Origin of the sequence: Caulobacter sp. X, assembly GCF_002742635.1 — a bacterium.
Classification (GTDB): domain Bacteria; phylum Pseudomonadota; class Alphaproteobacteria; order Caulobacterales; family Caulobacteraceae; genus Caulobacter.
Map to the genome: position 1 here is coordinate 2473736 of NZ_PEGF01000001.1, position 12709 is coordinate 2486444.

General features: G+C 68.6%; 11 protein-coding genes. 4 read left to right on the forward strand and 7 right to left on the reverse strand.

Annotated features, from left to right (window positions below; genetic code table 11):
* The first annotated feature begins 43 nt into the window (after positions 1-43).
* Complete coding sequence (locus CSW60_RS11495; RefSeq protein WP_099537361.1) at positions 44-916, forward strand: SDR family oxidoreductase; 873 nt, start codon at positions 44-46, stop codon at positions 914-916.
* Here CSW60_RS11495 and CSW60_RS11500 read toward each other — a convergent pair.
* From CSW60_RS11500 to murI, 5 genes are all read right to left on the reverse strand, one after another.
* Positions 913-1719, reverse strand: a complete 807-nt coding sequence (locus CSW60_RS11500; protein ID WP_099537362.1) for an exodeoxyribonuclease III — start codon at positions 1717-1719, stop codon at positions 913-915. The two genes, CSW60_RS11495 and CSW60_RS11500, sit on opposite strands and share 4 nt — an antisense overlap.
* A 239-nt stretch (positions 1720-1958) precedes the next feature.
* Positions 1959-2600 (reverse strand): outer-membrane lipoprotein carrier protein LolA, encoded by a 642-nt coding sequence (locus tag CSW60_RS11505; protein WP_099537363.1) that lies wholly within the window; start codon positions 2598-2600, stop codon positions 1959-1961.
* Between the two features lie 134 nt (positions 2601-2734).
* A complete protein-coding gene (locus tag CSW60_RS11510) occupies positions 2735-5194 on the reverse strand; it encodes a DNA translocase FtsK (protein WP_201723017.1) in 2460 nt (819 codons plus the stop codon).
* A 108-nt stretch (positions 5195-5302) separates the two neighbouring features.
* Positions 5303-5494 (reverse strand): hypothetical protein, encoded by a 192-nt coding sequence (locus tag CSW60_RS11515; RefSeq protein WP_099537365.1) that lies wholly within the window; start codon positions 5492-5494, stop codon positions 5303-5305.
* A 1-nt stretch (position 5495) separates the two neighbouring features.
* A complete protein-coding gene (gene murI, locus CSW60_RS11520) occupies positions 5496-6344 on the reverse strand; it encodes a glutamate racemase (RefSeq protein ID WP_099537366.1) in 849 nt (282 codons plus the stop codon).
* A 134-nt stretch (positions 6345-6478) separates the two neighbouring features.
* Between murI and CSW60_RS11525 the strand changes: the two genes are divergently transcribed.
* The 3 genes from CSW60_RS11525 (at position 6479) to CSW60_RS11535 (ending at position 10387) form a co-directional block, all read left to right on the forward strand.
* Complete coding sequence (locus tag CSW60_RS11525; RefSeq protein WP_099537367.1) at positions 6479-8605, forward strand: M3 family metallopeptidase; 2127 nt, start codon at positions 6479-6481, stop codon at positions 8603-8605.
* A 195-nt stretch (positions 8606-8800) separates the two neighbouring features.
* Entirely contained in the window at positions 8801-9787 is a 987-nt protein-coding gene (locus tag CSW60_RS11530; protein ID WP_099537368.1) for a TraB/GumN family protein, read from the forward strand.
* 81 nt (positions 9788-9868) lie between these two features.
* On the forward strand, positions 9869-10387 hold the full coding sequence (locus CSW60_RS11535; protein WP_099537369.1) for an SRPBCC family protein: 519 nt from the start codon (positions 9869-9871) through the stop codon (positions 10385-10387).
* Between the two features lie 130 nt (positions 10388-10517).
* Here the strand turns inward: CSW60_RS11535 and creS are convergent, their stop codons facing one another.
* The gene (creS, locus tag CSW60_RS11540; RefSeq protein WP_201723018.1) at positions 10518-11888 is read right to left on the reverse strand and encodes a crescentin; all 1371 of its coding nucleotides are present in this window, start codon (positions 11886-11888) and stop codon (positions 10518-10520) included.
* 150 nt (positions 11889-12038) lie between these two features.
* A complete protein-coding gene (locus CSW60_RS11545) occupies positions 12039-12584 on the reverse strand; it encodes a carboxymuconolactone decarboxylase family protein (RefSeq protein ID WP_099537370.1) in 546 nt (181 codons plus the stop codon).
* Positions 12585-12709 lie beyond the last annotated feature (125 nt).

A 12709-nucleotide genomic window follows, 5' to 3' on the forward strand; every position in this document is an offset into this window, starting at 1 on the left:
CCTAGCGGTCAGGATCTCCGCGTAAAGATCGGAGATCAGTCCCATGCGTGTTTTCGTCACCGGCGCCACCGGATTTGTCGGCTCGGCGGTTGTCCGCGAGCTGCTGTCGAACGGCCATCAGGTTCTAGGGCTGGCGCGCTCGGACGACGGCGCGGCGGCCCTGGAGTCGGCCGGCGCCGACGTCGTTCGCGGCGTTCTGGAGGACGCCGACGCGCTCTCGCGCGCCGCCGCGTCGGCCGACGGCGTGATCCACACCGCCTTCAACCACGACTTCTCGCGCTTCGCGGAGAGCTGCGACCTGGACCGCCGGGCGATCGAGGCGCTGGGCGAAGGCTTGGCGGGATCCGACAAGCCCCTCCTGGTCACCTCCGGCACGGCGCGGCTCGCGGCGGGCCGGGCCGCGGTCGAAACCGACCTGCCGGTCGAGGGACCCGGCCTGCCGCGCGTTTCGGAAGCGACGGCCGCCGGGTTGATCGCCAAGGGCGTGCGCGCCTCGACCGTGCGCCTGGCGCCCTCGACCCACGGCGCCGGCGACCACGGCTTCGTGCCGATGCTGATCGACATCGCCCGCCGCACGGGGGTCTCGGCCTATATCGGCGACGGCGAGAACCGATGGTCGGGCGTGCATCGGCTGGACGCGGCCAGGGTTTATCGCCTGGCGCTGGAGCGCGGGGTCGGCGGCGAGCGCTATCACGCCGTGGCCGAAGAAGGCGTGGCTTTCCGAGAGATCGCCGCCGCGATCGGACGCGGCTTGAACCTGCCGGTCGAAAGCCGCCCAGCCGAACATTTCGGATGGTTCGCTCTGTTCGCCGGCATGGACGCCCTGACCTCCAGCGCCTGGACCCGCGAGACCCTGGGCTGGACGCCGACCGGTCCGGGCCTGATCGCGGACATCGAGACGGCCGGCTACTTCTAGACCTTCAGGTCCGCCGTGACCGGGGCGTGGTCGCTGGGCCGCTCCCATTCGCGGACGTCGTCGTGGACGCGGGACGAAACCCTGCCGTCCACGATCGCCGCGTCGCGCAGGCCGGGGCTGGCCAGGATATGGTCCAGCCGCAGGCCCCGGTTCGACTTGCGGAAGTCGGCCGCGCGGTAGCTCCACCAGCTGAACAGTTTCTGCGGCTCGGGCGTCGCCAGGCGCGGCAGGTCCAGGAGGTCCATTGACTTGATCATGGCGTCGAAGGCCTGGAGCTCGGCCGGCGTGTGGCTGACGATCTTCAGCATCTGGCGGTGGCTCCAGACGTCATTCTCGCCGGGCGCGATGTTCAGGTCGCCAGTGACGATCAGCGGATCCTTGGGGTCGCGCTTCTTCAGCGCCGCCGTCAGGGTTTCGTAGAAGTCGAGCTTGTGGTCGAACTTCGGATTGGCCACGCGATCCGGCAGGTCGCCGCCCGCCGGGATGTAGAAATTCTGGATCTCTACCCCGGCGACCTTCACCGCCACGCAGCGGGCGTGGCCCTCGCGGCAGTTCATCAGCGTCGGGACATCCTCGATCGGCAGGCGCGAGGCGATCGCCACGCCGTGCCAGCCCTTCTGGCCGGCGATCTTCAGGTGTTTCAGCCCCATGGCCTCGAACGCCTCGCGCGGGAATTCGCCTTCCTGGCACTTGATCTCCTGCATGCACAGGACGTCCGGCGCCTGCTCGTCGACGAAGCGGGCGGCCTGTTCGGCGCGCAGGCGGACGGAATTGACGTTCCAGGTGGCGATACGGAGGCGCATGAGCTGGCTTTAGGGTGTTTGTCCGAGCCTGAAAAGAAAAACGCCCCCGGACACCGTGTGTCCGGGGGACGAAAGTCTAGTCTCTCATGCCGCCGCCGGGAGGGGATAGAATCCGGCACGGTTCGCGAAGAGCGGGTCGGTCGCTCATCGCCATGCGTGTTAAATATGCCACGTCCCAATTTTTAGTCAAGGGAAACGCGTGTTGATTCTTGCATGTTGTGAGAATGTCACAAATGGGCCTAGGGCCGGCCTACCTTCGGACGAGGGTCGGTCAGGACGAACAGCTTGGGGTCGAGTCCCGACGCCGGGCCAAAGTCAGTCAGGCGCACGCGAATCTGGCCGCCCTTGATGTCGGTGACGGTCCAGCCCATCAGGGCGACCGGACCGTCCGAGAAATCCAGCGCGATCTTGCCCAACGCCTGGCGCTTGGCGTCCTGGGCCACGATCGTGAAGCCGTCGGCCAGACGACGCACGTCGGTGATGACCACGCCGCGATCCAGTCGCACCTCGCGGGCCAGCAGCAGGTTCAGCGGCGTCTTGCTGAGCGGATAGCTCTCATAGGTCTTCAGCCGGCTGTCCCAGATGTTGACGTTGTTGCCGTTCGACACGACCAGCAGGCCGGCCGGCGCGTCATAGGCGAACCGGGCCTTGCCCGGGCGCTGCAGGTAGAAGGTCCCTTGCGTGCGCGTGCCGCGCGCGTCGGTCTGGACGAAGCGGCCCTTGGCGGAACCCAGCCCCTGGACATAGGCGGTGGCCTTGTCGAGCAGCGCCTTCTGCTCGGCGTTCAGGACGGCGGGCGCCGGCGCGGCGTTCTGGGCCAAGGCTGGCGACGCCATGGCGGCGGCCAGGCCGGCCGCGAGAAGGAAACGGCGAGTGGTCATGCGAACTCCTTAGCCGCAACCTTGGCCCGCGCGAAGGCCGGCGCGAGGCCATTTTCCGGCGCTCCGATGAAGCGCCGTTCAGGTTGGGAGGCCAGGGAACGCGGCGGGCAAGGCGAAGGTTGCCCGCATTCCCGTTATAGCGCCGGCGGCGGCGGGGCCAGGATCTCGCGCTTGCCGGCGTGGTTGGCCGGGCCGACGACGCCTTCCTTCTCCATCCGCTCCATCAGCGAGGCGGCGCGGTTGTAGCCGATCTGCAGGCGGCGCTGGATGTAGCTGGTCGAGGCCTTGCGGTCGCGGGTGACCACGGCCACCGCGTGATCGTAGAGGTCGTTGCTGCCGCCCTCGCCGCCGAACGCCGCCTCGATGGCCTCTTCCTGTTCCTCGTCGCCGCCGGCGGTGACCTCTTCCAGGTACTGCGGCGTGCCCTGGTCGCGGAGGAACTTGGCCACCGCCTCGACCTCGCCGTCGCTGACGAACGGGCCGTGCAGGCGGGTGATGCGGCCGCCGCCGGCCATGTAGAGCATGTCGCCCTGGCCCAGCAGCTGCTCGGCGCCCTGCTCGCCCAGGATGGTGCGGGCGTCGATCTTGCTGGTGACCTGGAAGCTGATCCGGGTCGGGAAGTTGGCCTTGATCGTGCCGGTGATGACGTCGACCGACGGACGCTGTGTGGCCATGATCAGGTGGATGCCGGCGGCGCGGGCCATCTGGGCCAGACGCTGGACGGCGCCTTCGATGTCCTTGCCGGCCACCATCATCAGGTCGGCGACCTCGTCGATGACCACGACCAGATAGGGCATGGCCTCGGGACGGATCTGCTCGGTCTCGTAGATCGGACGTCCGGCCTCGTCGAAGCCGGTCTGGACCGTCCGCTCGAAGTGCTCGCCCTTGGCCAGCGCCTCGTTGGCCTTCTCGTTGTAGCCGGCGATGTTGCGCACGCCGATCTTGGACATGCGGCGATAGCGGTCCTCCATCTCGCGGACCGTCCACTTCAGCGCCACGACGGCCTTCTTCGGATCGGTCACGACGGGGGCCAACAGGTGCGGGATGCCGTCATAGACCGACAGTTCCAGCATCTTGGGATCGACCATGATGAAGCGGCACTTCTCGGGCGGCAGCTTGTACAGGATCGACAGGATCATGGCGTTGACGCCGACCGACTTGCCCGAACCGGTGGTGCCGGCGATCAGCAGGTGGGGCATCTTGGCGAGGTCGGCGACGTAGGGCTCGCCGCCGATCGTCTCGCCCAGGGCCATGGGCAGGATCTGGCTGGCCTTCTCGTAGTCGGCGCTGCTGAGCAGGTCGCGCAGATAGACGGTCTCGCGCCGCGAGTTGGGCATTTCGATGCCGATGGCGTTGCGGCCCTGGGCCACGGCCACGCGGCACGAGATCACGCTCATCGAGCGAGCGATATCGTCGGCCAGGGCCACGACCCGCGCGGTCTTCACGCCGGGCGCGGGGACAAGCTCGTACATGGTCACGACCGGACCCGGGCGGATCTGGTCGATCTGGCCCTTCACGCCGAACTCGGCCAGCACGCTTTCCAGCAGGCGGGCGTTCTGGCGCAGGGCGGCGGCGTCGACCTCCGAGGAGCGCGGCTTGGACTTGGCCAGCATGGCCAGCTCCGGCAGCTGGAAGCCGCCATCGCCCTCGAAATCAAAGGCCTTCTGTTGTTCGCGTAGTTCGCGGCCGGACTCCTTGGGCGAGACCTTCGGCTTGGCGATCGCCATCGGGCGGGCGTCCAGCGAGTCCTCGAACTCGTCCTCGTCGTCCTGGACGGCGGGCGGCGGCGTGTAGGCGCGTTCGGGCGTGGCCGGCGCGGCGGCGATGGCGGTCGCGTCATCCTCGTCGTCCAGCGGCGGCAGGCGACCAGCGCGCTTAGGCGTCTCGGCCTTTTCCTTCTTGGCGCGCGGGGCCTTGGCCGGAGCGGCCTGGACGGGGGCGGGTTCCTGGCGCGGACGCGGGCGCAGGGCGGCCTGGATCACCTCGGGATCGATGTCGCGGACGCCGATCGCGAAGCCCAGGGCGAAGACGGCGGCGATGGCGAACAGCACCGACGCGATGACCGTCGCGCCGGGGATATGGGCGAAGCGCAGCGTTCCCGCCACGCCGTGCAGCAGGGCCTCGCCCCAGAAGCCGCCGAGCCCCTTTTCCAGCTGCCAGATGGCCGGCGGCGGCGGGGCGGCCAGCACGGCGGCCAAGGCCAGCAGGCCCAGGACGCCGACCATCGCGCGCTGGCGCATCGACTTGCGCTCGGCGTCGGGGTCGGCCTGGGCCACGCGCGTGACGCCGAACACCAGCATCAGCAGGGCGACGCCCCAGGCCGCCAGGCCCAGGGACTGCATCAACAGGTCGGAGATCGCCGCCCCGACGCCGCCCAGCGCGTTGCGCGCCGGTTCGCCGCTGGCGGCGTTCAAGCTGGGATCGGTGGCGTTGTAGGTGGCGATGGCCAGCAGCAGCACCGCGCCGAGCACGGTGACCACCCCGCCGCGGAACCGGGCGGTCCAGGGCTGGACCCAGCCAAAACGGATCGCATCCCAAAGGAGCTCCGTCGGGGATCGCCGCGCCGCTCGCGCCATGAAAGTCTCCGAACTCAAAACGTATCTCGCGACCCGCCAGAATGGGTCGAACCAACATGTTTTGGCCGAAGAGGGTTAAGAGGCGTTTACGACGTTCGTCAGGATTTGATTCAGAAGGGGCGCGGCCTACGACCGCCGGCGGGCGATAAGCCCTGCGATCCAGCGCCAGCCGAAATAGCTCGCCCAGAACAGCACGATCCCCAGGATCAGCCACCAGTCCTGAGCCACCAGCGCTGCCGGCGCGAAAAAGTTCGAATAGATCAGGAAGGCCAGAGCCACGATCCAGGCGAAGACCGGAACCCGCTTTAGCCAGCCCATTTCAGGCCGCTTCGAACGCCACCGGGCCGCCCCAGAAGCTCTGGACCAGGCCGTTCTGTGGGCCCGGCGCGCCGGTCGTCAGGAAGACGCGGCTTCCGCCCTGCCCCGGATCGTATTCCGGGTGGCGCTCCAGATAGAGCTCCAGCGCGTCGGCGGTGGCCTCGGGCTGCTGGATCAGCGGCGTGCCGGCCGGCAGGGCCGCGCGGAAGATGTCGGCTATGATCTCGTAGTGGGTGCAGCCCAGCACCACGCGGTCGGGATAGCGGCCGATGCGGGTCTTCAGCGCCTGGACGTGGCCCTCGACCGCCTTGGCCAGATCCACGGCGGAAGCGTCGCCCTCGATCAGCGGCACCAGTTCCGGACAGGCCTCGGAGAACACGGCCAGGTCCTGCTTTCGCTTGTCGATCTCGATCTCGTAGACGCGCGAGCGCACGGTGGCCTGGGTGGCGAAAACGCCCAGGATGTCCAGCTGCTCGACCTTCTCGCCGCGCCGCTCGGCCTCGTGCTCCCACGGCAGGCCCGTGGCCTTCTCGATGGTCGGCACGATGATGCCCAGAATGTTGACCGGACGGCCAAGCTGCTTGCGATATCCCGGCAGCCAGGTCTGCTGCAGGCGGCGCAGGGCGATGGCCGAGGCGGTGTTGCAGGCCAGGACAACCAGGCTGGCGCCGCGCTCGAACAGGCGCTCGCAGCCGGCCTTGGTCAGATCGACGATCTCCTCGCCGGTCCTGACGCCATAGGGGGCGTTGGCCTGGTCGGCCAGATAGGTGAAGTCCGCCTGGGGCAGACGCTGCACGAGGGCGCGGTGGACCGTCAGGCCGCCCACGCCGGAGTCGAAGACGCCGATCATGGGCCAGCTTTAGCGCTCCGGACGGGCGTCGTCCACGCAGGGCGGACCCGTAGCTGAAAGGTTACGGTCCTGTCATGTGACGGGTTCGACACGGTGTCCTAGGGTCCCGGACAAACTTCTTTCGGAGACCCTCCGTGCAACGTCGTACCTTCCTCGCCTCAGCGGCCGCCACCGGGGTCGCCGCCGCCCTCAGCCCCAGCGTGTCCATGGCTCAAGCGTCCAATCCCCTGCTCCAGAAATGGACTGGTCCCTATGGCGGCGTGCCCGCCTTCGACAAGGTCAAGGTCGAGCAGTTCAAGCCGGCGCTCGAGGCGGCCATGGCCAAGAACCTGGCCGAGATCGACGCGATCACCGCCAACAAGGCCGCGCCGACCTTCGAGAACACCATCGCGGCGCTGGAAGACGCCGGCCGGACGCTGAACGCGGTCCAGACCTACTACTACATCTGGGGCTCGAACATGAGCACGCCGGAGTTCCAGAAGGTCGAGGAGGAAATGGATCCGAAGCTCTCGGCCCACTTCGACAAGATCAACCAGAACCCCGCGCTCTTCGCCCGCATCGAGGCCGTCTACAACTCGCCGGACAAGGCCAAGCTGACGCCCGAGCAGCAGCGGGTGCTGTGGATCTACTACACCAACTTCGTGCGGTCTGGCGCGAAGCTGAGCCCCGACGCCAAGGCCCGGGTCGGCGCGATCAACACCGAGCTGGCGGGCCTCTACACCAAGTTCAGCCAGAACCTGCTGGCCGACGAGAACACCTGGATCGAGCTTTCGCCCGCCGATCTCGCGGGCCTGCCCGAGGGCCTGAAGGCCGCCGCCGCCTCGAACGCGGAGTCGCGCAAGCTGCCCGGCAAGTTCATCGTCGTGAACACCCGCTCCAGCGTCGACCCGTTCCTGACCGAGTCGCCGGTCCGTTCGGCGCGCGAGAAGGTCTGGCGCGCCTTCGTCAATCGCGGCGACAACGGCGGGGCCACCGACAACAACGCCATCATCGCCAGGATCCTGAAGCTGCGGGCCGAACGCGCCAAGCTCCTGGGCTACAAGACCCACGCCCACTGGCGACTGGAAGACTCGATGGCCAAGACCCCCGAGAACGCCATGGGCCTGATGGAGGCGGTCTGGACCCCGGCCATCGCCCAGGTCGCCATCGACGTCGCCGACATGCAGGCGATCATCGACAAGGAGGGCGGCGGGTTCAAGCTGGAGCCCTGGGACTACCGATACTACGCCGAGAAGGTCCGTAAGGCCAAGTACGACCTCGATATGAACGAGGTGAAGCCCTACCTGCAGCTGGACAAGCTGCGCGAGGGGATGTTCTGGGCCTCGGGCCAGCTCTACGGCTTTGAATTCAAGAAGCTTTCCGGCATCCCCGTCTATCACGAGGACATCACCGTCTACGAGGTGACCCGCGGCGGCAAGCACGTCGGCCTGTGGTACTTCGACCCCTACGCCCGTCCGGGTAAGCGTTCGGGCGCCTGGATGAACGCCTATCGCACCCAGGAGCGGTTCAAGGGCGAAATCACGACGATCGTCTCGAACAACTCCAACTTCATCAAGGGCAAGCCCGGCGAGCCCCTGCTGATCTCGTGGGACGACGCCGTCACCCTGTTCCACGAGTTCGGCCACGCCATCCACGGCCTGAACGCCAACGCCACCTATCCGTCGGTGTCGGGCACGGCCGTGGCGCGCGACTATGTCGAGTTTCCCAGCCAGCTGAACGAGCATTGGCTGCCGACGCCGCAGGTGCTGAACCAGTTCGCCCTGCACTACCAGACCGGCAAGCCGATCCCTCAGGCCCTGGTCGACAAGATCGAGGCGGCCGGCAAGTTCGGCGAGGGCTTCGGCACGACCGAGTACCTGGCCTCGGCCCTGATCGACATGAAGCTGCACCTGGCTGGCGACGCCGATATCGATCCGGATAAGTTCGAGCGCGACGAGCTGGCCAAGCTGAACATGCCCAAGGAGATCGTCATGCGGCACCGCACGCCGCAGTTCGGTCACGTCTTCTCGGGCGACGGCTATTCTGCCGGCTACTACAGCTACCTGTGGGCCGACACCCTGACCGCCGACGCGGCCGAGGCCTTCCAGGAGGCGCCCGGCGGCTTCTACGACAAGGCCGTCGCCAAGCGCCTCTACGAAGACATCATGTCCAAGGGCAACACGATCGATCCGGTCGAGCAGTTCCGCGCCTTCCGCGGCCGCGACGTCAAGATCGGCGCCCTGATGCGCAAGCGCGGCTTCCCCGTTCCGGCGGGGGCTTAGTGGGTTCACCCTCTCCCCTTGCGGGAGAGGGTGGCTCGAAGGGCCGGGTGAGGGGTCGAAGACCAGGACCGCCGCGACAGCCTAGCCGCCGTCGCGGCGTTTCCGATTGTGCGACCCCTGATCCGTCGCCTACGGCGACACCTTCTCCCCCAAGGGGAGAAGGGTTATCTGGAAGCGGGGGCTGAAGGAGTACCGATGGCTGCGTCCAAGCTCGTCCCTTTCGCCTTCGCGCTCGCGATTTCCTCCTCGGCCCTGGCCCAAACAGCTCCTCCGCCGACCGTCGACCTCGGTCAGGCGCCGGCTCAAGACGAGAGCGCGGTGGTCGCTGAGCTCACGGTGGTGGCCAAGCCGCCGGGACCGGCGGTCTGGCTGGTCGAGAAGGACGGCGCCAAGCTCTACATCCTGGGCTCGGCCCCGCCCCTGCCCCATCAGCTGAAATGGTCCAGCCCCCGCCTGGAGAAGGCGCTGGACAAGGCCAGCCTCGTCCTCGTGCCGCCGGAAGCCTCGGTCGGCGTCACCCAGATCGCCGGATTCGTGCTTCGGTTCGGCGCGGGCCTGCGCCAGCCGCTGGGCAAGTCGCTGGAGAATGAGCTTCCGCCGGATCTGAAGGCCCGGTTCGTGGAATCCCGAACCCAGGCCCGAAAGGGGCCGGGCGACTACAAGAACTGGAAGCCGGCCGTGGCGGGCTTCCTGCTGCTGTCGGACTTCCGCCAGGCGGCGGGTCTGTCCGAAGCCAAACCGGTCAGCACGGTCCAGCGCATGGCCAAGGCTCGCAAACTGAAGGTCAAGGCTGTCGGCCAGTACCGGATGAGCGCGGTGACGACGATCGCCTCCAAGCTTTCGGCCGAAGATCAGCTCTATTGCCTGCGCGTGGCGCTGGACGAGATCTCCTATGACGGCGCCCATTCGACGACGATCGGCCAGGACTGGGCCGACGGCGACCTGGGTTCTGTCCGCGCCCGTTACCGCGCCAGCGCCGCCCAACGCTGCCTGGTCCACGCGCCCGGCGGCGCCGAGCTGCTGGAGAAGGGCGTCGGCCTGACGACCGATGCGATGACGGAAGCGCTGAAGCGGCCCGGGGTCACCGTGGCGGTGGTGGATCTCGGCTTCCTGCTGCCCGCCAACGGCGTGCTGGACCGGCTGAAGGCAGGCGGCGCGACGATCACCTCTCCGGTCGAATAACGACGATCGCCCGCTTGACGGCCAGGCGTCGAAGCCGTCAGCCTCCGCCCGCCTTTTTGGGGAGGGAAACCCGGCATGAGAATGATGATGATGGCCGTCGCGGGCCTGGCCTCCTTGGCCGCCGGCGCGGCCCGGGCCGAGGTGGCCGACGCTCAGCCGAATGGCTTTGAGGTCAAGCACGAGGTGGTGGTGAACGCCCCGGCCGCGACGGTCTGGGGCGTCCTGGTGCAGCCCTCGAAATGGTGGTCAGCGGCGCACACCTGGTCCGGCTCGGCCGCCAATCTGTCCCTGGCGGCGGCGTCCGGCGGTTGCTTCTGCGAGCGCCTGCCCAACGGCGGATCGGTGCTGCACATGACGACGGTCAACGCCGCGCCGGGGTCGAAGCTGGTGCTCTCCGGCGCCCTCGGACCGCTGCAGACCTCGGGCGCGACGGGCGCTCTGGCTTTCGTGCTGACGGAAAAGGACGGCAAGACGACCGTAACCGTCACCTATGACGTCGGCGGCTATCTGAAAGGCGGCCTCGACAAGTGGGCGGGTCCCGTCGACGGCGTGATCGGCCAGCAGGTCGCGGGGCTGAAGGCGGCGGTGGAAGCGAAGTAAACCACCCCTCCCCCTTGCGGGGAGGGGCCTGGGGTGGGGGTGTTGGCTCAGATCTCGGCGGCGCAGCGGCGCTGGCGCCCCCATCCCCAACCCCTTCCCCGCGAGGGGGAAGGGGCTTGGGAGGTCAACCTCACCCCACGTCGGCCAGGTCGCTGTCGCCGCTGGCGCCCAGCAGGGCCATCTGCAGGCGCGAGCGGTCGCGGCGAGCCGCTTCCAGGGCGCCTTCGGCCAGGGCGTTCTCCGAGGTGAGGCGCTCGATCGTGGCCTGCAGTTCGGAGACCTTCTCCTCGTGCTCGCGACGGATCTGGTCCTGGGCTTCCTGCATGGCGTCCAGGCGGGCGCGCAGTTGCTGGGCCCGCTCCTCGGCGCGCTTCATGGCCTTTTCCTGAGCGACCGCGCTCTTGGCCAGCTGGTCGGCGCGCTCGATGGCCGTGGCGCGAGCCGTGTCGACGCCGGCGTGGCGTTGACGCAGGCTTTCGGCCTCTTCTTCCAGCGCGCGGATGCGTTCCAGGGCGCGCTCCAGGGCGACATTGAGGTCGCCGGCGCGGCGCTCCACGGCCTTCTGGTGGGCGCTGGACTCGGCCAGGCGAGCCGAGAGCTGGGTGTTCATCTCTTCCAGCTTGTCGGCGCGGCCCGTGGCGGTCTCGAGGCGGGTCTGCAGAGCCGAGATTTCGGCGCGGCTGGCCTCGACCTGGCTTTCCAGGCCGCGGACGATGCGGCCGCTGTCGGTCTGGTGGGCGGCCAGGGCGTTCTCGAGCGCCTGGACGCGGGCGCGTTCGGCGGCGATCTGGGCTTCCAGGTCGGTCTCGATGCGCGACAGGCGGGCCAGATCGAGGCCGGCCTGGTCGACGCGCTTCTTGAGCGTCGCGGCTTCCTCGCCCAGCAGGGCGTTGTCCTGGTTGGCGCGGGCCAGGGCGGCCTCGGCGTCGCCGCGACGGGCGTCGATGTCCTGGGCCTGGGCGCGCAGGCCTTCGACGTCCTGCACGAGGTGCTCGATGCGGGCGTTGGCGTCGCGCAGGGAGGCGTCGAGGTTGGAGACCTTCAGGTCCGACTGCAGCAGGGCGTTGCGCAGACGGTCGATCTCGAGGGCGTTGTCTTCGAGCGTGACGTCCTGGCTTTGGCGGCGGGCTTCGGACTCGCCGAGGGCGGTCTCGGCGGCGGCGAGGCGGGCGCTGACTTCGCGCTCCTCGGCCTGGATCTGGGCGATCTGACGTTGGGCCTGGTCGAAGTTGGCGCGCAGGGCGATCAGCTCGGCGTGCTCGGCGCGACGGGCCTCGAACTCCTGGCCGACGGGGCCGCGGATCTCGGCGATCAGCGGCTCGATGGCCTTGAGGTGCTCCATGACCCGGCCGATGCTGTCGAGGCCGCCGTGGATGGTCTCGTAGCGCTGACCGATGGCCTGGGTGGACTCGATCTGGTGAAGCATCGCCTCGCTGCGGTCGTCCGAGAGGACGGCCGGCTTGGCGTTCTTATCCCGAGAGTTCTTCGACAGCAGTCTCATCTCGCCCACCTTCGCCCCATGCGGCCCCGACGCGTTCCTCAGGAACGACGGCGAACGCCGCGAATCTCTTACCCAGAGGTTAACAACTTAGTTCACGGACAAGATGAATGTCGAGTAGGCCTAACCGCGACCGGGCGTCGCGGACCCCGCTCAAACGCCCCATTTCTGGGGATCGGCGGCGGACTCGGCGGCCATCACCCGACCGGCGGCGTTCACCACGGCCGCGATCCTCAGCGCCGCCTGGATCTGGACCGGCGCCACGCCGCGTTCGCGCAACTCCGCCTCATGCGCGTCGAGGCACGCGCCGCAGCCGTTGATGGCCGACGCCGCCACGCACCAGAGCTCGTAGTCGATCGCCGGGACACTCGGTCGCGACAGCCGGTTCATCCGCAGGCGCGACGGCAGGTCCCGATAGTCCGGCGCGGCCATCAGGTGCAGGGCGCGGAAGTAGACGTTGTTCATCGCCATGATCGCGGCGGCGGTCTTGGCGGCCTCAAAGGCTTCGGGCGAGAGGCCCGCCGCCTGGGCGGCCGCCGCGACGGCCCGGATGGTCGACGGCTCGCCGACCGCGTGGGCGCTGGCGACGAAACAGCCCCACTTGGCTTGGTCCGGCAGCACGGTTTCCTGGACGAGAACCGCGAGGTTCGTGGCGATGTCCCGCGCATAGGCCGGCAGGCGCAAGGCTTCGATCGACATGGGCGGCTCCGAACGTGGCGGCCGCCGCATAGCATTGTCCGGGGACGGCGTCCCGGTCCGCCGGGAGGGGCTGGGCGGACCGGGACCAAGGCGGGGCGCTTCGGGGCGGTGGGGGAGACACCCGA